We start from the raw sequence: 24411 nt of genomic DNA, 5'->3' as shown, positions 1-24411 counted from the left end.
ACTTGGTCAGCCAGGACTCAACGGTCGCAGAAGGGATTAAAAAAGTCTTAATAAGCTTTGTTCTCAACCAAGCAATTGCCTCCATCCACCACGAGCAACTCACCTGTGATGTAACTCGCTTCAGGTGAAGCCAAGAATACAACGGCAGCGGCCACTTCCTCTGGCCGACCCTCTCTCCCAAGAGGTGTAGAGCGTGCTGCTTTGACTTCATCAGGAGTGCTCGACCCTGTAGCTATCCAACCAGGGGCAACTGAATTCACAGTGATACCTAGATGAGCAACCTCAAGAGCAAGACTCATGTTCATCCCTACCATTCCGGCCTTTGCTGCACTATAAGCAGCCTCTCCTGGATTACTGGCTCGTGTGCCTGTGGTTGAGCTGATGTTCACTATGCGGCCATATCCTCTAGCCCGCATCCCAGGCAACACCCCTTGAGTTAACAGGAACGCAGTTGTCAGATTTCTAGGCTCGTATTCGTGAACTCGGCGAACGGTTCTGGACTCCCTTGCATCGCCATACCGGCATTATTTACAAGAATATCGATGCGACCCCAGACGGCCTCAGCCCAAGCGACGAACTCACTAACCTGAGTTTCCTGAGTTAAGTCTACCGGTCGACCCTCTGCTTCGAAGCCGGCGGCGCGTAACTCCGCAACCCGCTCATTGATGCGTGCGCTGCTTGCCGTGACGATCAGCTTGGCCCTTTGAGCCCCAAGACGATGGGCAATAGCCATACCGATTCCAAGCTCACTGCCCGCTCCACTCACAAGCGCCACCTGATCTGCCCAGCTTGAATTCATCATCCTTGCCTCTGTTGAAGGTTTGCCAAGCACACGAATGGAGGTGTAGCAGATAGCCGGAAACGCCGGTTGAGGATTTGGTCGCTGACTTCGATAAACTGCAAATAAAAAGGGCCTTCGAAGGGCCCTGTTGTACTCAAACCGCGCGCGGTATCGAGGGCACTGGGGGCGTACAGCGCAGCAGTTGTTCCCGGATTTTCGGTGGAATGGGTTGGGTGCCGGCGGTGGCGGCTTCAGCGCGGGCTTGGCTTAGCCACAGCGCCAGGACAGGTGCCGCAATCTTGTAGATACGATCAGGCCGGGGGCCGAGCACCTGTCCCAGGTCTGGCAGACAGATGCAGCCGTCCAGGCACACTTGTTTTTCGCCAGCTGGGCAGGCGTTGGCCTGGGCTGGCACTACAAGAGTCAGGCAAAGAACAAACAGCGCCACCAGGCGCGTGGAAATGGGCTGCATTGGGCGCTCCAGGTGCAGTCGCATTTGAAGAGCGCGAAATCGAGGCGTTGTAGCGCCCTAAAAACCCGTGATAGTTGTGCCTGCAATCGTCTCGGCGAATCCGACGCCAAACGCTCGTGCGGGCGTTTCAAAGCCTGGTCGGCGCTCACCGCCCAACACCCGCCGTGCTGCCTCCACAGCAGCTAACGGTGTGTAGGTGTAGCCGTTGACGGTCTCAATGACCGAGCGCGCAATTGTGCCGTCAGCGCCTATGACTTCAGCCACGGCACGGGCGCGATAGACTTCACGCTGCTGAGCACTTGGGCCGTCGGGAAGTAGTGAGAGATCGCCTTCCGGGAAAGCATCGCCAGTGATGTGCACGAACATGGAAATGTTGGGGATGCCGGTGGTATGCCAGCCGGTGACCAGATCACCGAAAGACAGCGGCGCACACAGTACCGGCCCTTCGCCAAAATCGAAGAGTTGCGGCTGCGCATCGGGGGCTGCAACCAGTAGCCCTTCAACTCTCGCCAAAAGGCCCGCGCCAATGATCTCGCTGACACTTAAGGCCGATCCCCGCGACATGGAGCCGGCGACTTGTAGCGCCACTTTCAGCGACTGCGGATCCTGCACACGGCGAGCGACGTGCATTGCCAGGCAATCTGTCGGCACCACGTCCCAGCCGACACCGGGCAACAGCATGACGCCCGCCTCGGCAGCCTGCGCGCCGAGCCGTTCCGCCAGCCTATAGACATTGATCTCCGCCGTGATGTCCAGATAGTCGACTCCAGCCTTGATACAGGCCTGCATCAAGGCGTCCGCCGTCTGTGCGAAAGGCCCGGCAAAATTCAGCAGCACGCCGATGCCGTCCAGGGATTCTGTTGCCAGGGCATCAGGCGCGAAGATCCGGTAAGCAACGCCCAGTTTCGCGGCGAGCGGCACCAACCTTTCGGCATTGCGCCCAGCGATGACAACGTCCAGCCCCAGCTCCGTGGCATGCTCGGCAGCCATGCGACCGGTGTAGCCCGTCGCGCCGTAGATCATCAACGTATTCATTGAGTGTGCTGCCAGTTTTTGTAGACAAATTCGAGTCTGTAACCGTCCGGGTCAAGGACATTGGCAGCGTAGTAATTGGGGTCGTAATGCAGGCGTGTACTCGGCGGGCCGTTGTCGACAGCTCCATTTCCCATAGCCGCCGTATAGGCTGCGTTGACCTCGGCCTTGCTGTTGGCCACGAAGCCGACATGAACTGCCCGCCCCTGCGCTACGCCCTCGCGCAACCAGAAGAACACCCGCCCATTGGCGCCGAAGCCCTTGAGATCAGAATGGCCTGGCGGCCCGTCCTTGCCGTCGTAGTCAAGCCGCGCGGTAATGCCAAGCGGGGTCAGCGTTGCGGTGTAGAAAAGGATGGAACGTTCAACGTCGCTTACGGAGATAAAAATATGATCAAGCATTGCGGTTGCCTCACTGTTCAGATGCGGATTCAGATGAAATAGCCGCCTGCAACTTCGATAGTCTGGGCATTGATCCAGCTTCCTTCTTCGGACAGCAACATGGCGATCACGCGAGCGACGTCCTGGGGCTCGCCTACTCGGCCAAGCGCGGTTTGCGATGCGAGTCACGCCTCGAACTCGTCATTCAAACCGCCACCCAGTTCGGTGCGAATCGCCCCCGGCGAGACAGCATTGGCACGTATGCGTCGATCAGCGAATTCTTTGGCCATGTACCGGGTCAGCACGTCGAGACCGCCCTTGAAGGCCGCATAAGGCGCGACACCCGCCGTGGCGACGCGGGTCGTGGCGCTGGTCAGGTTGACGATGCCGGCACCCTCCTCCATCAGCGGCAGCAAGGCTTGAGTCAGGAAAAACGGGCCTTTGAGGTGAACATTCAGCAAGCCGTCAAACTGTGCCTCGGTGACCGACTCCAAGGGGTTGAACAAGCCGTGGCCGGCGTTGTTCACCAGGCCGCCGAGCGTTGCCACCCCCCAGGTTGCCTGTAATGCTATTACGATGGCTTCACGAAACTTGTCGAAGCTGCTGACATCGGCGACGTCCAGCTCAAGCGCCACAGCTTCGCCGCCCGATGCCTGGATACGACGGACGACAGCGGTTGCTGAATCAGCATTGCTCTTGTAGGTCAGGATGCCCCCCCATGCCGCGCCTGGCACAATGTTCGGCAGTGCTGGCGCCGATGCCCCGGCTGCCACCGGTAATGACGATAACGCTCATTCGCTGCTCCAATGTCACTGAGTTGAATCACCACAGTAATCTTCGCCATCGCGACGAGCGCAGCCGTTCCTACTCGAATCCTGCCTGTTTCTGCTTTTTGCTTGCGTGGGTGTATCAGCCTGAGTTCAGATGCTCCCCATGAAAAATCAATTGGAGGAACTTCGCGCTTTGGCTTCTCGGGCTGAGAACCGCCGCACGGAAACGGGCATCCCGCGCGTAGCCATGGTGCAGGGCAAAATCCCTGAACACCTGCTGGCTGCCGTTTACGACCCGATGATTAACCTGATCCTGCAAGGCAGCAAATCAATGACCATCGGCGACCGCACGCTTCGGTATGACCCGGCGACGTTTCGTCATGTCCATCGAGTTGCCTGCGGTCGGTCAAGTTTACCCCAGCGCTAGCGGCGGGCCTTACCTGGCAGTCAGCCTGACACTCGCCCCGACAGTTTTGGCGACCCTACTAGCCGACCTGCTAAAGCCCCTCGGACAATACGACAAGGATGCAGGATTTTCTGTAGCCGCCGTGACGCCCGACTTGATGGACGCCTGGGTGCGCATGCTACGTTTGATGGCCAGGCCTGAAGATATCGCGGCCCTAGCGCCGGTTTACGAACGAGAGATTTTGTACCGTGTTTTACAAGGCCCCCACGGCTGGATGCTGCGTGATATCGCGGCACCCCATAGCGCCATGGCCCGGGTCAGCCTAGCCATCCAGTACATTCGCCGGGAGTTTGCCGAATCCATGCGGGTGGAGACGCTGGCACAACGGGCTGCGATGAGCGTGTCAGCCTTTCACCGGCATTTCAAAGCCGTCACCGCACTAAGCCCGTTGCAGTATCAAAAAAGAGTTCGCTTACTTCACGCGAGGACGCTGCTGGTGGCCAACGCCAAAAGTGTGACCAGCGCGGCACTCGAGGTCGGATATGAAAGCACTACGCAATTCAGCCGCGACTACGCACGAGTGTTTGGCTTACTGCCGGCGCGAGACGCGGCAAGAATTCTTGGGGAAACCCGCAGCAATGCAAGGTAGATAAACTGGTTTTTTAGCCTATTAAGTATTGAGCCAGTTTGTCAGCCGTTCCCATGCACATCTCGTTAAGATCTAAGGGATCAATTTTCGGTATGGGTCGGTTGCAGTCCATTGTGACAGGCAGCAATCGGCCAAGATCATCCCTTTAAATCTGCCAAGGCGCGCGCTGCAGGTCGCTGCACCTTAAATCAACCGGGTTGATCGACGACCTTAATCTGCGTCAGCCCTACCAGCTCAGCCTGCTTTAAAATCTCCTCCGGTGTCGCGTCCGCAGTGGGCATGATCAGGCTGTTCTCTCCATCCCCAAAATGCAGCTGTAGCAGGTGCATCGCCGCCTCATGTGCGGGCAGCTGAGGCTGCTTCAATTCGAAAATGTGGGTGCGGGGCTCGCCGTTAAACAGGTATTCCAGAGTGTAGTTGTGCACGGTGAGATCCTTGTAATGTGGGATCAGCCTACGATATTGAATTATTGGTCAGCTTTTCGTTCAGCTGCTCCGCTTGGGCCTTCTTATGCAAACGCCACTCTTGGCAATCGAGTAACCGATGGGTTTCGGTACGTCGGCTAGCACTTGCACTGTTGCGCATCTAAGGCGTCACCCCGGTTGACCGTCTACCGAGACAGTTCACTCCTGACCGAGCCTTTGGATACTGCCTACAAGAGCGTGATTAGCCACGCCTCCGAATTGCTCATTCACGAGTCATTTGCACGGCACTACCATCTTGGTGTCCACAATTCGCAGTTCTTGCATCTATTTCGTCTCAGCGATTTGGTTAGCGAATGAGACTCACGGCAGTGGCGCGGATTAGAATTTCTTCCTGGTGAAAACGCTCTTCTAGATCGCGCTTGTAGCTTTGCCACCAAAGCCGATCAACAGCTTCAACCATGACCTCATAGACGATGACGTCGTCCTCTGCTCTCTCGTTACCTTCCTGCAGCGAAAAACCTTTCGCCGGATTGCGGGTGAACGCCGTGACCCCTCCGAACTGATCGGCCATCTGTTCCCCTACACGGCGAAAAAGCTCAACGGGCTGAGGTGTGCCATCGTTAGTGTTGAGCGGCAAAAAAATTTCGACCAGGTGCATTTAGATAACCTCGACATCTTAAGAGGTAGTTTCGTGAATAAGGCCGATACCTCTTCATAGGATCACTTGTGCCGCCTCTTGCGTGAAAATTTCGATGGTTTTGGGGCCAATCCCTTCGAAAGCGCTAGAGCAATTCTTAAAATTCTGGCGATCGGCACTCGCCTCTACGATATTGTTCCCCCCAAACATATTCGTCGCTGAGTTTTGAGCCAAGGCTCGGATCTCAGTATTGGCCGGGAATATCGAAATCAAGCCCCGAAAGATTCGGGGCTTGATAGGGTCAGACGTCATCAGGGTTTGCGTCCTCCGCCTCCGCTCATCCCATCATCCTTGCGTCCCGTTTCAGAGGACTTATCGCGGTCATCGGCGACATTGCTGCCGCGTCCGCTTCCTTGCCCACCGCTGGACGATTGATCAGCCTTGTTGGATTGTTGTCCGCCTGAAGCTTGGCCGCCTTTTTGGCCTGGTTTGGACATGTTTTCTTTATCGTCGGCAAATTCGCCTCCGCGATTCGTACCCTGCCCGCCTCCGGACATGCGATCGCTATCGCGAGATTGTTGTCCGCCGGAAGCTTGACCACCTTTTTGGCCTTCTTCAGACGCGCGTTGTGGATCTTTGGCAAAATTTCCGCCAGAGGCTTCTCCACCTTTCTTACCGGCTTCAGAAGCCTTGTCCTGGTCATTAGAAAAATTGCCTGGATTTTTGTTTCCTGTATTGGCCATTTTTGTTCACCTCTACATCGTTAGCACGAGCATGGGCTCGTCTAATTGGGAGGACGCACAAAACAGAAAGTTTGAACGGAAATATTGGGCTCGCGACGAGTGGATAGGGGTATTTGGTTCCATCGAAAATGAGCGCGTTCGATGGACGGAGTATGCGTCATAGAGGGGGCATCCTTCGTCGAATTTCAGATTAAAACGATCGATGTTTACTAGACTTAATAACTCGTAGAAGCCCTCCATGCATCACACTCAGGCGGTCAATCGATGACTGAACACATCGTGCATTTTCATTGCCAGATCGATCAGGGAACGACTGAGCGCTTCCGGGATTGTTGCCTCGAAGCCATCGATCAAGGCGCCACCTCCTTGCTCCTCAATCTTTCTACAAGCGGGGGTAGCACGAACTTTGGCTTCACCCTCTACACGTTCCTGAAGTCATTGCCGGTGCCGCTATGCGCGATCAACGCGGGCAACATCGAATCAATGGGCATCATCATGTTTTTGGCGGCAGGCCGCCGTATCACCTCGCCCCACTCACGCTTCCTGATTCACCCGATGAATTGGTACTTCAGCCAAAAATCAGTCGACCATCAGCGCCTGCGTGAATACCTGTCGAGCCTCGACAACGACCTTGCACGTTACGTGCAAATTTTCACACTCGAAACGGCTGATGCAGAGACCAAGCTCGATATTTTTCATTGCCTTTCAGCGGAAGAAAAAGTCATCGCCGCTCATGAGTCTCTTGCATACGGGATTGCGCATGAGATGAAGCAAATGATGTTCGCTGATAATGTCAAACATTGGAAAGTCAGCGGTGGATGAGCCTAGCCCGCTCCGCGATATATAGCTGTATATCAAAGACTAATCACGAGAGAGCAATCGTTGCTGCCATCATGGAATTGGCGCTTTGGGGAAATAGCCTAGAAAAAAGCACGCCAAGCAATGGGCCTCGAAATACACCGTTGGGCCTTGGCGTTGAACTCAAGCGTCACACCCTCCGTCTAGCGCATAGATGGGGCAAAAGCTTCAGCCCTTAGCCCTCAACCCTTGTATGTTCAAGGAGATTGCCATGGCCACCACTGCCGCACGCTTGAATTACTTCCACGACACTCTTTTCGGCCCTATAGCGAAAAGCGTTGATTGCGACCTTGTCATTACGCCTATCACCCCCGGCGCTTTTCAGGTGCAGGTGCTTTCTCCAGTACCAGATGACCTACACAAGGCACATTCCTTGACAATAATCCTTTCCCCCAAAGAACATCTGACAGGCACGGTGGCTCAGACGCACAAGTTAGACAACGGTGATCTGGAGTTCCAAATCGATGTATGAGTTTTCGCTAGACGTTGAAGCCATCCTCAACATCGATGCTGTGCCAGCATCATTCTCAGAGTAGGCGGGCACGCTGATGGGCGCGGCTGTTGAACCGTGCGAGATCGTTGTAACGGTCACCAGTCAGCGCGCCCCGATTCCCTCAATTGATGCCATTGCTTTTCGCCCTTACCCGGTCAGAAGCAGGTCAGCGTTGCAGTCAATCGCGAGCAGCACGAACCTTCCCGCTAAAGATGCTAAAGCCGTAGGTGTTGTAGATGAGGGTCACTGGGATCAGCACGGCGAAACCGACCAACATGAAAATTTGACTGGTCGGACTGGAGGCGGCGGCTTGCAACGTCAAATGCGGCGGGACAATCAGCGGATAAAGCGCTGCGATCATCAATGCGAAGGCCAAGACGAAGATTCCCAACGCAGCGAACAGCGGTAGATATTCTCGGCGGCTTCGAAATCCCAAGATGAAGCCAATTAGCAGTGCAATGAGCAGCGTTGAGGCCGGCAGACAGACAAGAGGATCTGAAAGCCGATGCGCATAGCGAGTATCGAGTGTCGCTGTCCAGGCCACCAACACGACCAATAGCACCACAGTTACGATTGCCAGCGTCCTCGCCTGACGGCTTGATCTCCTTTGGAGATCGTCCTGAGTACGCCAATAAAGCCAGCAGGCGCCCAGCCATGTGTAGCCCACGACGAGCACCGCGCCACAGTACAGCGGGAACATAGCCAGCCATTCCCAACCGTTACCATTGTATTGCCCGCCGTCATTAGATACGCCTTGTACCAGCGTGCCCAACACCACGCCCTGAGATCCGCCGGCGAGCAGTGAACCGACCAGCAGCAAGCCATCGACCATGCGCTTGATTCCGTCACTGGGCCAGTAATCACGAAATTCCAGCGCTACCGCTCGAAGAATCAACGCCAAAAACATCAGAATAAAGGGCAAATAAAGCGCCGGCAGCAGGATGGCGTAGGCCAGCGGAAATAGTGCCAGGAGGCCGCCGCCACCTAGTACGAGCCACGTTTCATTGGCATCCCAAATCGGCAAAATAGTCACTGCCATGGCACGTCGCTGCTTGCTACAGCGGGTAAGACCAAGCAGTACGCCTACACCAAGATCAGCGCCATCCAGTAGCACATAGCTCATCACTGAGAACGCCAAGGCCGCCGCAGAAAGTAGTGTTATCCAGTCATTGTCCAACATGGATTCATGCCCTTAGGAATCACCTGTCTCGTCAGCCAGGGTTGGCTGTGGCCCGGCCTCGTCTTCGTGCGGTGGTTCACGCAGTATTCGCAGAAGCACCCATAGGCCAACGCCGAATATCAACAGGTAAAACGACAGGATGAACCATGTTGACCCAATCACCTGCTGTCGAGACACCGACGAAAGACCGTCAGTGGTGCGCAGCAGGCCATAGACGGTAAAGGGTTGGCGACCCACCTCGGTCACTACCCAGCCACTCAGCATCGCCACAAATCCAGCCGGGGTCATCAGCACACACCCTCGGAGCATCCAACGCGCTGCGTACAATCGTTGCCGCCGTCGCAATACCAAACCGGTCAGGCCCTGTCCCAGCATCAATAGGCCTAGACCGACCATGACGCGAAATGCAAAGAACACCGCAGGCACCGGCGGGATGTTCTCAGGAGGGAATTCGTCCAGCGCGGCGATAGTGCCACTCAGGTCGTGCCGCAAGTACAGCGACGCAATGCGCGGAATAGCCACTTCCCAATGGTTGCGCCGCGCGGTCATGTCAGGAATGGCAAACAAGCGTAAAGGTTCGCCCGCTCCTTCAGCTGGGCGAGTCCAGGAGCCTTCGATGGCGGCCACCTTCTGCGGCTGAACCTTAAAGCTGTGCTCACCATGAAGATCTCCCGCGAGAATTTGTACTGGTATAAGCACCACAATCGCCCAAAGCGCCATTGAGTATGTAAGCCGAGCTCGCGGATTCTCAGGTGCACGTAACAGCTGCCAGGCGCTGATACCGGCTACCAGCGTGCCGCTGCCGAGCAGTGCCGCCAACGTCATATGCACGAGTCGATAAGGGAACGATGGATTGAAGATGATTGCCCACCAGTCGTCGGCTATGAAACGCCCATCTGTGGCAATGGAGTAACCAGCGGGTGTATGCATCCAGGAGTTGGCTGACAGAATCCAGAACGCACTGATCAGTGATCCGAGCGCCACCGCGCAAGTGGCGAAGAAATGAATACGAGGGCCGACCTTCTTCAACCCGAAGAGCATGATGCCAAGAAAACCAGCCTCTAAAAAAAAGGCGGCAAGCACTTCGTAGAACATCAAGGGGCCGAGGATATCTCCCGCCTGAGTCGACAACCGCGACCAGTTGAGACCGAACTGATACTCCAGAATCAGTCCCGAAGCAGTGCCCACCGCCACATTGAGGGCTAATACCTTCAACCAGTAACGATACACATCCAGGTAGACTTTTCGGCCACGCCACAGCCAAAGCGCTTCAAGCACCATCAGAAAGTTGGCCAAACCGATGGTGAGTGCCGCCAGCACTATATGAAAGCTGATGGTGATCGCGAACTGGACACGCGCCGCAATCAGTACCGAATCAACCGCGTCCATGCCGTCCACTCCCCATTAGCCAGCGCAGACGGGAATCAGCGGTTGGCAGCAGCAATCGATATTTACGCGGATTACCAATGGTATTGACGGGAATAGGCCGATGCCTGTCATTTTGCCGCTCTCCACGCAGGAGTGAATGCGGTGCCCCGTCCTGTTTTTATGCCAATGTGCCAAGCTAAAATACAAGCAGAACAACTTGGCATAACCGATGTGTGCTGGGCCTTAGCTCGAGAATTTCATTCGAAAGGTTGACTAATCATCGTCAAATGACCTGACCATCTCTCAGGTAGAACTGTCGATACTCGCACCTCGCTGGCAAATCCCACTCGAAAACCAGTGTATTGATTGAAATACGTTTACATGTGCCGCGATCAAAACCTATATAAAAAATATCACGTACAGTATTTTGATAAGCTACGGCATTCTGTCATCAGTTCGCTATTCGAATTCTTTGCAGCAAGGCTAAAAATTTTTCGCCAGCAACCCTAATTTTTGAGATTGCATTGCAGGAAAGTAAAAATGATGCTGAACGATTACATGAATGCTCGTTACGTTAAGGGAGCGACAGATTTCGAAACAGAATGCAGAAGCGAAACTTTGACTAGACACTTAATAAAGACCCTACTTAAATCAATAACGACCAAACTTCTGTCGGTATTCCGCTGGCGTTAAGCCAGTCAACTCTTTGAACATTCTCCGCAAATTGGAATCACTGCTGAAACCAAGCTCTAGGCTGATTGTGCTGACGGTTGATGACGTCAACGTGAGGCGTTCGCTGACCTGGTTTAATTTTATAAGACGGGCATAGGCTGCAACCGCTAGGCCGGTTTCTTTTTTGACCTTGCGCGCTAGAGTGCGCGCGGACATTCCGAGGTTATCCCCCAATTTGTCCACTGTAAGTTGTTCAGCCGGCAATTGCTCAACGAGGACAATTAGCTTACGCAATAACCTGTCGGACTGTTCCATTAGGCTTATTGTCTGAAAGGCGGTGTGAACGACTGCCGGGCGTGGTAGCACCATCAACTTGATGAGGTCTCGAAAAATTTCAGAGCTGACATTCTTTTCGATTAGCGCCTGGGCAATGGGTAGATATCCGTTTACGCCTGAAGCTGTGGCCGTTCTCTGATTAATGATGCAGGTCTGCTCGCTTTGCCAGCGCACCTTTTTATAGCGTTGAGCCATTGTCTCCACGAGCCACCATGTAATCGTCGCCGCCTGATCATTTAACTGACCGCTCGCTGCAAGTAGACAAACCCCCGTGCAATAACTCAAAAGCGTGCATCTTTTGGCACGATTCGATAGCGCTGCCACCAAGGGCGAGTGAGCTACCAACACCGTTTCAACCTCCTGCGACGACTCCGCCCAGAAACCTGGAACTAGGATGGCGTCCAGCTCGTCGCTGTCGAGGGACTCTGTCGCCTGCAACGTTACGCCATGCGCACATTCAACTGACCCGATCTGCACCGCAACATAGACAGTCTCAAACAGATCATGACCTGTACGCCGATTCGCTGCGTACAGAAGATCAGCGAATGCAAACAACCCCGCAGGCATGCAGTTGGAGAAAAGGAGCAGTCCAATTCGTAAGGTTCTGGGCATGGCTGAAAATGAATCGATTATGGCTAGTTTCGCCATTATGGCCTCAGTATCGGATTGGCACCATGAGATCTCTTTCCAGGAGGGTTTTATGATGAAAATTCAACAAATTCGAAATGCCACAATCATTGTCGAAATTGGCCTCTATCGTATCCTTGTCGACCCAATGATGGCGCGAAAAGATGCGCTTCCGCCGTTACGATTATTCGGCGCCAGGCAGCGTAACCCAATCGTCGAATTGCCGGATTCAACCCCGGCTGTTCTCAATGCGGTAACCCACTGTCTAATCACCCACTGCCAAAAGGGGCACTTCGACCACTTGGATCGAGCAGCTAAAAAATGGCTTCGCGATAGACAAATTCCAGTGATCTGTTCACCGCACGACGCGCCTCATCTTGCAAAGCAAGGCCTAAACATCCAGCCGCTTCCTGAAAATCATGAGCAGCCTAATCTCTTTTTGGGCGGAACGATTCGTACAATCAAATGCACCCATGGGAAAGGCCTGATAGGCAAATTGATGGAGCACGGTGTCGGTTACTTTATCGAAATGCCAGGCGAACCCAGCCTATATCTGGCTGGCGATACAATTCTCACGCCGACCATAAGGGATTTCGTGCTACATCATCAGCCACAAGTCAGCGTAGTACCTGCTGGCGGCGCACAATTTGATTTTGGTGACGATATTATCATGGGGATTGACGAGGTCGTTGAATTCACCCGGTTGAAACGCGGAACGGTGGTGGCCAATCACATGGAGGCGGTCAGCCATTGCCCGGTAACTAGACCTGCGCTCGCTAAAGCAGGAAAACTAGCCGGTATTGACCAGCGCTTGCGGATCCCAGCAGATGGCGAAATTATGGAGTTCACGTTTTAACTAATAGCCATCGTGAGGTGTGTCCACCAGCTTGTATGCCGGCACGAATTTAGAAACTTCTTGCGGATGCTACGAAAATTGGCACTGATAGGGACGGAGTCAAAATGGACGGAATCCTCGAACACCTGCGGAGCCGGGCCAAGAATCTCAAGCGCCAAACCATTGTTCTCTGATTTTGTTATCAGGTTCCACTAACGCCTTGGCTGCCGAAGTGCATTTCCGTGTTAGTCGTGGCCTACTCGTTGAGTCCAATCGACCTTGCCCCCGATTTCATTCCTGTCCTCGGGTATCTGGATGAGGTTGTCATTTAAATACTCTGGCTACCAATTAAAAGACCAATCAGTCTATATTATGAGGAGCACTTACATGCTTTCTGAATACCAAATGACGCTGCCAGCTATTGAACTGGAGGCCTCCGAAGGCCGAGCAAAGGACGTTTTGACCAAAGGTAAAGCACAAGCAGGCGTTCTCCCAAACATGTACTCCCACATGGCGAACTCGCCTGGCCTGCTGGAGACATACCTGGAAGGCTATTCAGCCTTCCGTAACGAGTCAGGTTTCACATCGGCGGAGCAGGAGTTGATTTTTTTGGTTATCAGTCGCGAAAACGGATGCGAATACTGTGTCTCGGCTCATAGCACCATTGCCGATATGAAGTCAGGGCTCGCCCCGCAAGCCACCAATGCGATTCGTGACAACACGGAGATCGAAGATGAAAAGCTCTCGGCATTGGCCGCGTTCACACGTGTGATGTTCCATACCCGGGGGTTGCCGTCTAAGTCAGACGTTGATGCATTCCAGGGGGTCGGCTATGGCGAACGGCAGATCTTGGAGGTCGTTCTGGCGATTGCGATAAAGACGTTGAGTAATTATTCCAATCACCTCTTTCATACCCCTCTAGACAAGATCTTCGAGGGCAGGGCTTGGCAGCAGGAATAACCGCTTCCGGAAATTTGAGCTCGCTCTGCTTCTTGGCGATCATCCCAAGAGAGATGGTCGTAAGCACTGCACGCGGTCTCCCTGGCAGCTCAGACCGTGCTAAGTGGCCTTTCTCAGGTACCTTCCTCATACGGTGATGAGGCTAGGCTGTAACAAACGAAATTCCAACGACGTCCATGTATACCTTGGCTTCATGCAGGATCGCAGATCGTCTGCACCGCTTGGCGCTTTCTGGCGATGCTAACGCGGTCAAGGTTGAAGACACCTGCAAATATGTTTCGACGTCGGACAGCTTGCACCAATTGTAAACCTTCAGCTCGGCAGTCTCTCGCCTCACTTTGTTGCCACTTTTTCGGCGGCATCAGTATTTTAATTTGGCGACACTGCCACTGACTCAGCAACGATAGTTGTTGTTCTCTTCATTCAATTGGTAATCGAGGTCAAAGCGAATGAACGACCGCCGACAGTCAATGTGAACGCCTAAAAAAGCTCGAACTCGCACCGTTGTATCCAATGTGTAGGTCTATGGAGGTAAAGCGACATGAATAATGATGACCGTGATAACGACTTCGAATCAGAACCAACGTCCGATGCCCCACCCACCGATACATCGGGAAAACCCGTGAATGTGGTCGAAAGAGATTTACAGGACGCGGACAGCGACACCAAAGGAGTCGATGAAACCATTACGCCATCTTCTACCCGAACCAAGGAACAAGAGGTTGAGGAACTCAATCGAAAAACAGCGGAGATAGAACGTAAGGTCGCGGATGGCAACTAGCAGCAGGCTTGAAGTATGTTTGACCAAATGAGAAGCGGGAGGTCAGTGTCAGACCTCCCGTCGTTCAGTCAACCTTTTATGAAGTACCCAATCCTCGAGATTGATCGGCCGGCGTCTCGGATGCTGCCCGGAGCTCCCCTTCCGGTTTCACGTCTACGTCTGAGTGATCAGTCGTTTTTGTCACCGTATCGCGCACCGCATCAAATCCCTCCCTCGCCTGTTGTTTTACCTTGTCGGCCAGGCCTGCGCTGGTCTTGCCCATATAGCGTTGCTCAGTCTCCGTCGAAGGCAATACCGCCCCCAACATCGCCCCTAACGCGATACCTGCAGCGGCTACCATCAGAGGCTGCTGCTTCAGCAACTGGCTGAATTGATTGCTCATCACTTGTGTACTGCGCACCAAACGGTCGCTGGCGTCATGAACGGCATGGCTGATGTTTTCGGTGGCAGCCTCCAGGTTGTCCCCCAGGCTCGCAGCTTTACCTTTGACGGTCTGGTACCCTTCCTTGAACGTGTCGGCGGTCTGGTGCAAATGGTCACGCGCGCTGTCGATGCCGTCGGCCAGCCCATCGGCCCATTCTCCGACTGTGTTCTGATCCGGGCCGGCGCGATAACCAGGGCGAGGGGTTGGCGGACGGTTCTGGCTCATCATCAACCACAACAATCCAACCGACGTCAGTACCGCAGGAAGGGGATTATTTCGAACGCTGGTGCCCAGGTTGGTCAGGAATGTCGTGCCGTTGCTCTGCATCAAAGACAACGCCTGATCGAACACCTGACCCGGCGTGAATTTGCTTTCTAGGGCATCAACGATGTTGCCGATACTCGCCCGCTGCGCATCGACTTCACGCTCGATAGCCTCTGGGCTTTTCTGCGACTCAGTTTCGAATTCACTGTTCATGAGACTTTCCTCCGCAGCGCTTCCTGGTCTTTGCTCAAGGCATCTAGCGTGCGATCAGGCTTGAAGTGGGACGGCTCGAATTGTTTTTTCCCGGACTGCAGCATGGCGAACCCTACGATCATCACCACGACACCGACAATCAGGGCTGCCAACCACGGGGCTAGGACAGTGCTCAGGCCATAGACGGCGGACATCAATAAGATGATGAACCCTGCCATCAGCACAATCACACCACCCGCGACACCGGCAATGCCTGCTTTGAGCGTCGTAAGGCTCGCCTGAAGCTCTGCTTTGGCCAAAGCGAGTTCCTTGGTGAACAGCGCAGGCACTTCACGGGATAGCTGCCGTATCAACCCGACGACCGAAGCGTCGGGATCAGGCACAGGCACTGGTCTTGAGCCCGGAAAATCTGGATCATCTCTGTTCATCACAGTGCTCCTTTGACGTTTGTTGAACCGGGTGTCGAGTTCGTTGCGAAGTCCAAAGGATGATCATGCTCATTCGGTGAAGGCGGGGTGATGCCAGTGGCCAGGCCGGGGCTTTGATCGGTGCGAGATGGAACGGAGGTTTCATAGGGTCGTTGAGCGCCAAAACCACCTGACGGAGGCATTGAGTTACCTGCTGCTGGATCGCTGGTATCAGTGAATGTCGCCGCAGGCGAGCTCCCTGCTTTCAGGAAGCGCGATAGACCAAAACCCAGCGCAACACTGCCGGCGATGAAGAGTGCAGGGTTGTTACGCGCGAGGTCGGCGGCGTCATGAAGCAGCTGTTCGGCACTTTTTCCACGCAGATTGCCCGCCAGGCCACTCATGGATTCAGCCATGTCTGCAAGGTAATCGGACATGCCGAGCGTGTCCTTGCTTTCGATCTCGGAAACGAAGGACTTCGCTCCTTGGGCCAGCGCCTCTATCTGGTCTGCTGCCGTGTCGCGGTATTGTCCAAACTGCGCGTCTGCTTGCTGCCTGGCGTCGCCAAGCGCCTCAGTAACGTTTTCTTTCAAGTGTTCGAAGTTCTGCTCTGTCCCTCCGGAGTTGGGTTTATCTGGCTGACTTCCGGTGGTGCTGTCTGAAGTATTCATGTCGTCCCTCGCCTTCTGGATGAAAAAGCGTTATCAGGGTTCGCCACGAAGTGCCCGCAGCCCCCCCTCATTTCAGATGACGGAGCAGCGTTATAGGGAGTTCCAATGAAATGATGAGCGATGCAACTTCTCCCTAGATGCCGAAGGATAGAAAGACTGCCCCATCAATCTGTACGCCTTTGGGTCATTTCGATGGAACATTGTTTACAACCCGTCCTCTATCGCAACACCAGCCGAACCTGAGGATGTCACCATGATTCACTCACTAACCGGTATGAAGCCAGGCGAGCGTTACGCCGTCGAAAGCCTCGAACGCACTCGTAATTTTTCAGGCTTCTTTCTCGATGGAAAGTATTACCTAGAGCCCGAGTTAATGACCGCCGTCGGGTGGCTGGAAGGTCAGCAATTTTTGTATGACGAACTTGACCCTTTAGGTGAACCAGTGTTTCCAAATCGGGTCGCTGGCACCATCGAAGACCTGACATTAACCTTGGCCGATGGTGCACGTCTGAAGTTGAACCAGGTGCGCTATACCGCCCAAGTGGATCCCCCCACACAAGGAATCAACGCCACCCCTGATCTTTACCGTCGCAAGGCGTCTGGGCCACTCTGCGACAAACTGGTGGTCATCACCGGGGCATCAAGCGGCATAGGTCGTGCGGCGGCACATGCGTTCGCCAGCGAGGGCGCCCGTCTGGTGCTTGGTGCTCGTGATGAAACGGCGCTTGCTGAAGTCGTCGAAGAATGTGTTTCACGCGGTGCGACGGCCCTGGCAGTTCGCACTGATGTGACAAGCAGCGAACAGATGCGAGCGTTGGCCGATCAGGCTGCCGCTTTTGGGGACGGTCGCATCGACATCTGGATCAACAATGCAGGTGTCGGTGCGGTGGGCAACTTCGAGGAAACACCTCTTGAGGCTCATGAGCAGGTGCTGCAAACGGATCTGCTCGGTTACCTGCGAGGAGCCTATGTGGCTTGGCCCTATTTCAAGGCGCAAAAACGGGGTATTTTGATCAATACCCTTTCACTCGGGAGCTGGGGCGCACAACCCTACGCAGCAGCTTACTCGGCCAGCAAATACGGTCTGCGGGGTTTGAGCGAAGCGTTACGTGGTGAGCTGAATGAGTATCCTGATATACATGTCTGCGATATCTATCCAGCCGTCATGGACACACCGGGATTTCGTGACGGGGGTAATTTCACCGGTCATGCCCTTAAGCCACCTCCACCCATTTATGATCCGCATCTCGTCGCCCAAGGTATGGTTGCCTGCGCGTTACGTCCAAGGCCGAGTACCACCGTGGGAGGAGCAGCCACGATGGCGCGACTAGCGCATTTTTTGGTGCCCGGCTTTCCCCTTCTATATGGATGGCTGACTCGTATGGGCCTGGAACACAGCCCACAGTCGGCATCGACATCAGGCAACCTTTTCGCGCCGCCAAGCGGTCAACGTCGCATTGAAGGTGGCTGGCGCGCAGCCAAGCGGAGACCTTCCATGCTATTGGCAGTCGGCGCAACGCTATTAATTGGCGGAGCTCTGTTTGCGCTTTATCGTCATGGACGGCGCGAACGTGCTCTCTACGAAAGAGCATGATTAGAGTCATGGAACCTGCTGGCATTGTTTGAGAAACAGCAGGCCGCACGTTCACACCTGGATCCAATCGCGAGATGATTGGCTCACAAGCCTATGAGTCATCGGCATTTTGCGAGGATTTCCGAAATTCCAAGGTAAACAATCGACTCATCAAGTCTCGCAACATTTAGTGCTTCGCCCGATGTCTCCGAACGCAAAAAAGCTGGCAGGCATCCCTGACAGCTGGAGCGTTACTTACTTTTTGGAAACCTCCAGGCATTACAGCCCCAAAAATCTGCTTGGCGGTTTGCACAATGACGCCAGCTTCATCCGGATCGCCTTGCAGCAAGGTCGAGGCAAATTTCTTCGCCTGCTCAAGTTTGATATGCGGCGGCAGTGATGGGACATTCGGGTCAGTCTTGAATTCGATCAGATTCACTTCGGACTTTGCCACTGCCGCCAATATTTGGCGACGGTAATCAACTCGGCCATGTTGCTCATCTGCATTGCGCCATCGCCGACCAGGGCAATCACTGTGCGTTTCGGGTGAGCGAATTTCGCTGCAATCGCATACGGCACGGCGGCGCCCATGGATGCCAGGCCGCCGGAAAGCGAACACATCATGCCGCGCCTAATCTTCAAGTCACGCGCGAACCAGTTAGCGCACGACCCTGAGTCGCTGGTGATGATGGCGTGTCCAGGAAGGCGTGGTGAGAGTTCGTAAACCACCCGTTGCGGGTTGATCGGATCAGCCTTGGCCAAGGCGCGTTTTTCCAACGTTTTCTCCCAGGTGGCGCGCCAGCCTTCGACCTTTTTACGCCACTTGCGTGGGGTCTTGTGTTCCAGCAATGGCAGCAGCGCCGCCAGGGTCTCGGCCGCATCGCCCACAAGGTTCACCTCCATCGGATAGCGCAGGCTCAACATGTCAGGTTGAAGATCAATCTGGACACCGCGCGCCTGGCCTTCTTTAGGCAGAAATTCGGAATAAGGGAAGCCTGAACCGATCATCAGCAAAGTGTCGCACTCAGTCATCAACTTGTAGCTGGGCTCGGTGCCGAGCAGGCCGATGCTGCCGGTGACCCACGGTAAATCGTCGGGCAGTACCGCTTTACCGAGCAAGGCCTTGGCGACACCAGCGCCGAGCTTCTCGGCAACTGCAATGACTTGATCGGTCGCAGCCAACGCGCCAGCGCCAACGAGGATGGCGACTTTTTCGCCGGCATTCAGCACATCCGCTGCTCGCTGAAGATCCGCCTCATACGGAACAACCCTCGGTTTGCTATCACCGACGCCTGAATGAACGGTGCCGTGTTCCCTGGCGGGCGCCTTGTATTCGGCTTCCTGCAAGTCATTGGGCAAGATCAGCGCGGTCACCCGACGCTCGCTAATTGCGGTACGCACCGCCCGGTCGATCAAGTGCTGGACTTGCGATGGCGTCGAGGCTTGTTGCACGAATGCACCAGCTACATCCTTGAACATAGACAGCAAATCCAACTCTTGCTGATAGTTGCCCCCAAGTGTTGCACGCGCTTCCTGGCCGACGATGGCCAACACCGGCATGTGATCCATTCGCGCATCGTAAAGCCCCGTGATTAAATGCGAAGCGCCGGGGCCAGAGGTCGCAATGCATACGCCCAGCTCTCCCGTGAACTTGGCGTGAGCGGAGGCCATGAACGCAGCCATTTCTTCATGCCGTGCCTGAACGAATTCGATTTTGCCTTGGGCACGACTCAGCGCCCCAAAAACACCGTTGATACCGTCCCCCGGATAACCAAAAATCCGCGTTACGCCCCATTGGCTGAGTCGCTCAACCAGAAAATCGCTGACTGTCGTTGTCATTAATCCTCGCCTTTCGCCTATGCGTAGAGTCGCTGCTGGAACGACAGGTGAAGCTCAGCCAACCTTGTCGTTGTCCTGTTCGGGCGTTTCAATGCCAAGCTCTTCTTCGGGGGCTTCGTGCGGGTAACCAGGTAACCCCCGGGCCTCATTCGGCCCTTGACGATGGCCTGGCGAATTCCTTTTGTTATCCCTATCCGTGGTGGCATTCGGATCTTCATTACGGCCAGCCTGGCCTAGCACGCAGCCGTCGTCATTGGGGTTGCCCAGATCCTTGATGGGTTTGTCCTGGGTAGTAGATGGGGTTTTCATAGATGCCTCCAATGCAAGGTCATGAGACTCTTTGGAGACACGTTCGGCGCCAGAGTGCAGCTCAATCAGCAGTAGCTTGATAGCATTGCTTCATCTGGTGCATGACGGACGCGGTTTCGCTTGCGTGCCGGATTTTGCGGTCAAGGATGCCCTGGCTGATGGGAGCCTCAGATCTGTGTTGGATTCGTACATGACCCGCACCACTGTTTTCCAGATTCTTTGGCCTAGCAGTAAGCAAATGTCTCCGAAGGTGAGAGCGTTTGTAGACTTCTTTGTAGAGCGGTTCGGAAATCACCTCGTAACGAGTGAAACGTGAAACGTGAAACGTGAAACGTGAAACGTGAAACGTGAAAAATGATTCGCCCCTCCCCTGGGCTATCAAGCGGTTGAGTAGGATGCTGACAAGGTGCATGTCGTAGGTTTTTAGTATTTGCTGATGCCGGTTTCGACCGGGAAGATCGTGACCTAAAGTAATCCATCCAGCTTTTTTGACGGACTTCTGGTTGCTCTAAAATCAAAAACCAGCCGCGCCTGCGTCGCAAAAAACGATCCCTCCTTGCCCTGCGGGCAAAGCCGCCTTCCGCCCATCCCTGCCATTTACTTCCTTTTAAATTTCCTGAAGACAACGACAGAGGCAAAAGCAACGGCGAAGCAATCGAGTCGATGGCCCTAAAGCCGTTGGCTATTGGAAAAAGCAGTGTGATGAAGTTCCCTGCTTTTTGTTTGGAATCAAATATAACAACTCCGTCGCGTTTTTTTGATTTCAAGGGGGCTCGCAAACTATTTTTTCAGGGGCATGGCTTCTAAGCCTCCCCTAGCAATTCGTGACCTTCACCCTGCTCTCAACGATCTCGCCAGCCGTGGAGGCTCTGTATCGATTTGAACAGGTGTTTTGGCTACGTGCTCACGCCAGGAGCGGTTTGTCCTCACGCCAGACGCGAGCGAGCGCTTCATCGGCTTTTCGCTGAAGGTCGGAGCGGCTATGAACCAAATCAGTTCTCCTAGCGGACGGTGCGAGCTGTTCAACGTCCGAATCGACATTCAGCAGTATTGCCGAGAGGCTTGCGTGCATGGTTAAGACGGCGGCGACCACATCGCAGTGCAAGAATGGCTTCACACAGGGTAAGCCTGTCTCCGCAAGTTCGATGCCTTGAAGGCAGCATCTCGCAGCAGCGAGTGCACCTAAGGTAATTTCCAGTGTTCGCTGTTGACTGTGACCTTGAGAGTCAACCGCAGGCTCTTTGATAAAAGCACTGAACGTTCGAATATCGTTGTCGGCGTGGGCCTTCATGACGTCCATCAGTTGCTCCACCTCATAGATGGTCTTTTTCCGCTCGTCCTCCAGGTTACAGGCAGCAGATTTTCGTAGCGCCATGAGGAGAAGCGCAAGCCCGAAGCTGGCACAGACGCATGACGTGGCACCGCAGCTTGGTACCGAAGTATCGGCCGCAATTTTGTCTCGAAAAGACTCGAGGCTTGATGACCAAATGCTCATCCGCAGCACATCCTTTAAGGCAGGGTATGACTAATTGGGTAGTCGCTCTTCATCTACTGGGCCCGGCGTAACCCTGTCTCTGTCACCCGCCGGTTCCTCTTCCCTACTGACGTGCTCTTCGTCCGTCCCCTCACCGAAGTCCTGCTCATTCAACTGATCTCGGTAGTTCTTCTCTGGTTCGTTGTCTCGCCCTGCTTTATGAGGATACCGACCTGCTGACATAGGCATGACAGCAGGTCAGCTGTTATCACCGTTCTCCGCGCGTCCCGCCATGGCTATGTTGCCCGCCGATTCGAGCTTTCTCAGCCTTGTCAGTTGCGACATTGGCATTAGGCTCGCTTTTGCGCCCCGCCTCTTTGACTTTTTGAGGGTCATCGGAAAAGCCGTGATGCGGTTCTTGTCGTTTGGTCATGGCTGATCTCCTTAAAGCAAAAAATAGTTACCTTCATTTGAGGCGGCACCATAAGCCTTCGCCCAGTTGACACGACCAACGGGAATTAGCCGCCGCCATAATGAAAAAAGCCTCTTCAAATGCGACTACTGCGGCTCAATCAACGCGGTCATTGTTCTGTTTCGGTGTTTCAATAACCGTTTCCGTTTCACCGTTCGATTGCCGCGCAGGCGGTATCGAGGGTGCCTGATCATTTTCTGAGTCACTCGGGTAGCCGGGCAAGCCGCGCGCATCTTCCGGAGTCAGAACATTGCCCGCAGAGTCGCTTTCGTGATCCCAGTCGGTAGTCGCATTTGGATCTTCGTCGCGACCGGCAGTGCCCAAAATGCAGCCATCATCATTCGGATGGCTCGAGTCATTTTCTGGCAAATTTTGAGTGCTGGTTGAATGCGGTTTCATAGGGGGGCTCCAATGCGGAGTAGTGGGTCTTCTTTGGAGTAACCCAGTGCATCCAAGTGCAGCGCAAGGGACAAACGGTGTGGGTATCCGCTTCAGTACCCACCGGAACTGAAGAACACAGAGCCAAATGCCCATTTCAGCCTGTCGAAGACATAAGAGTGGGAAAAAGGATTTTTTCGGCGCTTCACTCGCTGCCTGATTATCAGATCACTTTAAGAAAGGGTCGGCCATGGATCTCGTATTTCTCGGTACTTCAGCAGGCGTTCCGACCCGAAATCGAAATGTGAGCGGCACCGCTTTGCTCGAGTCCGCAGGCAGAGGTTGGTATCTGATCGATTGTGGTGAAGCCACTCAGCATCAACTGTTGCGTACTCCATTGTCATTACACGAGCTTCGAGGATGCTTCATCACGCACGTTCACGGCGATCATTGCTTCGGCCTACCCGGCTTGCTGGCCAGCGCCGCCATGTCGGGACGTCTCGAACCACTACATATAGTGTTGCCGGTTGCCCTACATGCCTGGTTGCGTCTAAGCGTGACTGTAAGTGAGTCCTACCTACCCTTCGAGTTGCATCTGCATGCGAGCGAAAACTTTGAGGGCTGGCGAAATGGCAATGTTCAAGTCAACACCGTTGTCCTCTCCCACCGAGTCCCATGTCATGGCTATATATTTTCCGAGGCCACCCCTGACCCACGATTGGATGTGCAACGCCTCGAGACAGATGGTGTCCCCCGAGGCCCTCTTTGGGGAGAGCTGGCGCATGGACATGATGTTGAGCATGCTGGACAGATATTTCGTTCCAATCGTTATTTACGGCCTGCCCGACCAGACCAGCGCATCATCATTTGCGGCGATAACGATTCCCCCGAACTATTGACGGAGGTGGCGCCTGGCACAAACGTGCTCGTGCACGAGGCGACCTTCACTCAGCCTTTAATCGATCGCACGCGGACGACTTATGGACACAGTAGTGCCGCTGCTGTGGCGCGTTTTGCTGAGTCGGCACGCATCCCAAATCTAGTGCTTACCCACTTCAGCGCGCGCTATCAATCCAACCCCAAACTTAGCCCGTCCATTGATGATGTCCGCGAGGAAGCAGCGGCACACTTCACCGGCGAGTTGATCCTGGCGGATGACCTGCAACGCTACCACCTGGGTCGGGACGGTCGCCTGAAGCCTGCCATCGGCCGCTTGTCGCGATGCTGATTACTATTTGTAATCAGCGCCGCGCTTGCAAATCAAAATGAGGGGCCGTGCAATGAAGTGGAGCTCAAGCCTTCCGCCGGTACCCCGACCCCAGCCGAGCCCTGAGCGCTTTTGCTGAAGCAGTATGGAAGCAAAAAGCGGGTGAAATTCATCGAACGATAACCGCGTGCTCGTGCTCGCATTCACTGATGAGTCCAACCGAATTACGTTCCAGTCTCGGCCCTGAGAAATAGAGCCGCAATCTGCTGTCATAAATTGTCTCAGCTGAACCTTGCGCTGGTATTGAAATCGTCGTGCCTTGGCGGTACTTGTAGGACACCATTCGTTAGCAGGAAGCGCACCATGGGGCCCAGATTCAGAGTGATTGAAACCACCAGACTAGAGGATGGCAACAAGCGATATAGGGTTGTAGATCTGGTTGAGGGAGGCTCAGCGAGCAAACACGGTGTGTTTGAGGTTAGAGCTGAGGCAGAGACTGTTTGCTCGACATTGAACACCGAGCATAAATGGCCGACAGAGATAGGGATGCGTCGTGCCGCACCGGTTAGCTCTCAATGATCTACACGATTATCGAACCTGCTTTCCAAATCTATTACCCGGGGGCGCAGACGAATGCCTCCAGGTCTCCGAGAGCTTATTACCTCATTACGTGTGGCCTCGTCCTCCTGGAGACACGGAGACTCTCTGAGAACTCAACCCGCTGAAGAACGCTTGACACGAGCTCTGCTACCTCATGCAACAGATAACGCGTCAA

The 24411-nt window shown here is 54.4% G+C and carries 23 protein-coding genes and 7 pseudogenes; 11 read left to right on the top strand and 19 right to left on the bottom strand.

All coding sequences use genetic code 11. The annotated features are described in order from the left end of the window. Positions 1-47: 47 nt before the first annotated feature. The 5 genes and pseudogenes from ACMXYH_RS15140 to ACMXYH_RS15120 all read right to left on the bottom strand — a co-directional run bounded on the left by ACMXYH_RS15140 (position 48) and on the right by ACMXYH_RS15120 (position 3460). Positions 48-799: pseudogene (locus ACMXYH_RS15140) on the bottom strand (SDR family NAD(P)-dependent oxidoreductase). Positions 800-942: 143 nt separating this feature from the next. Next, a pseudogene (locus tag ACMXYH_RS15135) lies at positions 943-1253 on the bottom strand (hypothetical protein); the annotation flags it as partial. Positions 1254-1310: 57 nt separating this feature from the next. After that, the gene (locus ACMXYH_RS15130; RefSeq protein WP_415767571.1) at positions 1311-2288 is read right to left on the bottom strand and encodes a saccharopine dehydrogenase family protein; all 978 of its coding nucleotides are present in this window, start codon (positions 2286-2288) and stop codon (positions 1311-1313) included. Continuing rightward, positions 2285-2686, bottom strand: coding sequence for a VOC family protein (locus tag ACMXYH_RS15125; protein ID WP_415767570.1), 402 nt, complete (start codon positions 2684-2686; stop codon positions 2285-2287). The genes ACMXYH_RS15130 and ACMXYH_RS15125 overlap by 4 nt, the downstream gene beginning before the upstream one ends. A 29-nt stretch (positions 2687-2715) precedes the next feature. Continuing rightward, positions 2716-3460 (bottom strand): annotated as a pseudogene (locus ACMXYH_RS15120) (SDR family NAD(P)-dependent oxidoreductase). A gap of 138 nt (positions 3461-3598) precedes the next feature. Between ACMXYH_RS15120 and ACMXYH_RS15115 the strand changes: the two are divergent. Next, positions 3599-4490 (top strand): annotated as a pseudogene (locus ACMXYH_RS15115) (AraC family transcriptional regulator N-terminal domain-containing protein). Positions 4491-4678: 188 nt separating this feature from the next. On the opposite strand, the gene ACMXYH_RS15110 reads toward ACMXYH_RS15115, so the two are convergent. The 3 genes from ACMXYH_RS15110 to ACMXYH_RS15100 all read right to left on the bottom strand — a co-directional run bounded on the left by ACMXYH_RS15110 (position 4679) and on the right by ACMXYH_RS15100 (position 6295). Continuing rightward, entirely contained in the window at positions 4679-4915 is a 237-nt protein-coding gene (locus tag ACMXYH_RS15110) for a hypothetical protein (protein ID WP_129444025.1), read from the bottom strand. 346 nt (positions 4916-5261) lie between these two features. After that, a complete protein-coding gene (locus tag ACMXYH_RS15105; protein ID WP_415767569.1) occupies positions 5262-5573 on the bottom strand; it encodes a hypothetical protein in 312 nt (103 codons plus the stop codon). 290 nt (positions 5574-5863) lie between these two features. Then, positions 5864-6295, bottom strand: coding sequence for a general stress protein (locus ACMXYH_RS15100; RefSeq protein ID WP_415767567.1), 432 nt, complete (start codon positions 6293-6295; stop codon positions 5864-5866). A gap of 264 nt (positions 6296-6559) precedes the next feature. Between ACMXYH_RS15100 and ACMXYH_RS15095 the strand changes: the two genes are divergently transcribed. Together ACMXYH_RS15095 and ACMXYH_RS15090 are read left to right on the top strand one after the other, a co-directional pair. Then, on the top strand, positions 6560-7117 hold the full coding sequence (locus tag ACMXYH_RS15095; RefSeq protein ID WP_129444031.1) for an ATP-dependent Clp protease proteolytic subunit: 558 nt from the start codon (positions 6560-6562) through the stop codon (positions 7115-7117). A gap of 247 nt (positions 7118-7364) precedes the next feature. Continuing rightward, positions 7365-7625, top strand: a complete 261-nt coding sequence (locus tag ACMXYH_RS15090; protein WP_129444033.1) for a hypothetical protein — start codon at positions 7365-7367, stop codon at positions 7623-7625. A gap of 199 nt (positions 7626-7824) precedes the next feature. Here ACMXYH_RS15090 and cydB read toward each other — a convergent pair whose 3' ends face one another. Both cydB and ACMXYH_RS15080 read right to left on the bottom strand, forming a co-directional pair. Next, positions 7825-8826, bottom strand: a complete 1002-nt coding sequence (gene cydB, locus ACMXYH_RS15085; RefSeq protein ID WP_415767566.1) for a cytochrome d ubiquinol oxidase subunit II — start codon at positions 8824-8826, stop codon at positions 7825-7827. 12 nt (positions 8827-8838) lie between these two features. Then, positions 8839-10215: a cytochrome ubiquinol oxidase subunit I gene (locus ACMXYH_RS15080; RefSeq protein ID WP_415767565.1), complete on the bottom strand. Its 1377-nt coding sequence runs from the start codon at positions 10213-10215 to the stop codon at positions 8839-8841. A 108-nt stretch (positions 10216-10323) separates the two neighbouring features. On the opposite strand from ACMXYH_RS15080, the pseudogene ACMXYH_RS15075 reads away from it, so the two are divergent. After that, positions 10324-10467, top strand: a pseudogene (locus tag ACMXYH_RS15075) (hypothetical protein); the annotation flags it as partial. Positions 10468-10845: 378 nt separating this feature from the next. Here ACMXYH_RS15075 and ACMXYH_RS15070 read toward each other — a convergent pair. Next, the gene (locus ACMXYH_RS15070; protein ID WP_256661676.1) at positions 10846-11850 is read right to left on the bottom strand and encodes a GlxA family transcriptional regulator; all 1005 of its coding nucleotides are present in this window, start codon (positions 11848-11850) and stop codon (positions 10846-10848) included. Positions 11851-11905: 55 nt separating this feature from the next. Between ACMXYH_RS15070 and ACMXYH_RS15065 the strand changes: the two genes are divergently transcribed. The 4 genes and pseudogenes from ACMXYH_RS15065 to ACMXYH_RS15050 all read left to right on the top strand — a co-directional run bounded on the left by ACMXYH_RS15065 (position 11906) and on the right by ACMXYH_RS15050 (position 14405). Next, a complete protein-coding gene (locus ACMXYH_RS15065; RefSeq protein WP_415767702.1) occupies positions 11906-12685 on the top strand; it encodes an MBL fold metallo-hydrolase in 780 nt (259 codons plus the stop codon). Positions 12686-12873: 188 nt separating this feature from the next. Then, positions 12874-12993, top strand: a pseudogene (locus tag ACMXYH_RS15060) (YkvA family protein); the annotation flags it as partial. A gap of 58 nt (positions 12994-13051) precedes the next feature. Beyond that, positions 13052-13624: a carboxymuconolactone decarboxylase family protein gene (locus ACMXYH_RS15055; RefSeq protein WP_415767564.1), complete on the top strand. Its 573-nt coding sequence runs from the start codon at positions 13052-13054 to the stop codon at positions 13622-13624. Between the two features lie 541 nt (positions 13625-14165). Further along, the gene (locus ACMXYH_RS15050) at positions 14166-14405 is read left to right on the top strand and encodes a hypothetical protein (protein WP_129444040.1); all 240 of its coding nucleotides are present in this window, start codon (positions 14166-14168) and stop codon (positions 14403-14405) included. A gap of 76 nt (positions 14406-14481) precedes the next feature. On the opposite strand, the gene ACMXYH_RS15045 is transcribed toward ACMXYH_RS15050, so the two are convergent. Genes ACMXYH_RS15045 through ACMXYH_RS15035 form a run of 3 tightly spaced genes read right to left on the bottom strand, consistent with a single transcriptional unit; the run spans position 14482 to position 16384 of the window. Then, on the bottom strand, positions 14482-15306 hold the full coding sequence (locus ACMXYH_RS15045; protein WP_415767563.1) for a DUF3618 domain-containing protein: 825 nt from the start codon (positions 15304-15306) through the stop codon (positions 14482-14484). Continuing rightward, a complete protein-coding gene (locus ACMXYH_RS15040; protein ID WP_129444044.1) occupies positions 15303-15734 on the bottom strand; it encodes a phage holin family protein in 432 nt (143 codons plus the stop codon). Before ACMXYH_RS15040 ends, ACMXYH_RS15045 begins: the two co-directional genes overlap by 4 nt. Next, complete coding sequence (locus ACMXYH_RS15035) at positions 15734-16384, bottom strand: hypothetical protein (RefSeq protein ID WP_129444046.1); 651 nt, start codon at positions 16382-16384, stop codon at positions 15734-15736. The genes ACMXYH_RS15040 and ACMXYH_RS15035 overlap by 1 nt, the downstream gene beginning before the upstream one ends. A gap of 253 nt (positions 16385-16637) precedes the next feature. Here ACMXYH_RS15035 and ACMXYH_RS15030 point away from each other — a divergent pair, with 253 nt between their 5' ends. Then, on the top strand, positions 16638-17978 hold the full coding sequence (locus tag ACMXYH_RS15030) for an SDR family oxidoreductase (protein WP_415767562.1): 1341 nt from the start codon (positions 16638-16640) through the stop codon (positions 17976-17978). Between the two features lie 250 nt (positions 17979-18228). Here ACMXYH_RS15030 and ACMXYH_RS15025 read toward each other — a convergent pair. Together ACMXYH_RS15025 and ACMXYH_RS15020 are read right to left on the bottom strand one after the other, a co-directional pair. Next, positions 18229-19796, bottom strand: a pseudogene (locus tag ACMXYH_RS15025) (thiamine pyrophosphate-requiring protein); the annotation flags it as partial. Positions 19797-19850: 54 nt separating this feature from the next. Continuing rightward, positions 19851-20105, bottom strand: a complete 255-nt coding sequence (locus ACMXYH_RS15020) for a hypothetical protein (RefSeq protein WP_415767561.1) — start codon at positions 20103-20105, stop codon at positions 19851-19853. A gap of 31 nt (positions 20106-20136) precedes the next feature. Here ACMXYH_RS15020 and ACMXYH_RS15015 point away from each other — a divergent pair, with 31 nt between their 5' ends. Next, the gene (locus ACMXYH_RS15015) at positions 20137-20421 is read left to right on the top strand and encodes a LysR substrate-binding domain-containing protein (protein ID WP_134422770.1); all 285 of its coding nucleotides are present in this window, start codon (positions 20137-20139) and stop codon (positions 20419-20421) included. 588 nt (positions 20422-21009) lie between these two features. Here the strand turns inward: ACMXYH_RS15015 and ACMXYH_RS15010 are convergent. From ACMXYH_RS15010 to ACMXYH_RS15000, 3 genes are all read right to left on the bottom strand, one after another. After that, positions 21010-21600 (bottom strand): cyclodeaminase/cyclohydrolase family protein, encoded by a 591-nt coding sequence (locus ACMXYH_RS15010; RefSeq protein WP_415767560.1) that lies wholly within the window; start codon positions 21598-21600, stop codon positions 21010-21012. A 247-nt stretch (positions 21601-21847) separates the two neighbouring features. After that, positions 21848-22012, bottom strand: coding sequence for a general stress protein (locus ACMXYH_RS15005; protein WP_129444056.1), 165 nt, complete (start codon positions 22010-22012; stop codon positions 21848-21850). Positions 22013-22147: 135 nt separating this feature from the next. Continuing rightward, on the bottom strand, positions 22148-22450 hold the full coding sequence (locus ACMXYH_RS15000) for a hypothetical protein (protein ID WP_134422776.1): 303 nt from the start codon (positions 22448-22450) through the stop codon (positions 22148-22150). Positions 22451-22679: 229 nt separating this feature from the next. Between ACMXYH_RS15000 and ACMXYH_RS14995 the strand changes: the two genes are divergently transcribed. After that, complete coding sequence (locus ACMXYH_RS14995; RefSeq protein WP_415767559.1) at positions 22680-23657, top strand: ribonuclease Z; 978 nt, start codon at positions 22680-22682, stop codon at positions 23655-23657. Positions 23658-24411: the final 754 nt, after the last annotated feature.

The sequence above is a fragment of the Pseudomonas frigoris genome, assembly GCF_047758635.1.
Lineage (GTDB): Bacteria > Pseudomonadota > Gammaproteobacteria > Pseudomonadales > Pseudomonadaceae > Aquipseudomonas > Aquipseudomonas frigoris.
Note: the sequence above shows the minus strand (reverse complement) of the source record. Positions and strands in the feature narration are given on the sequence as shown.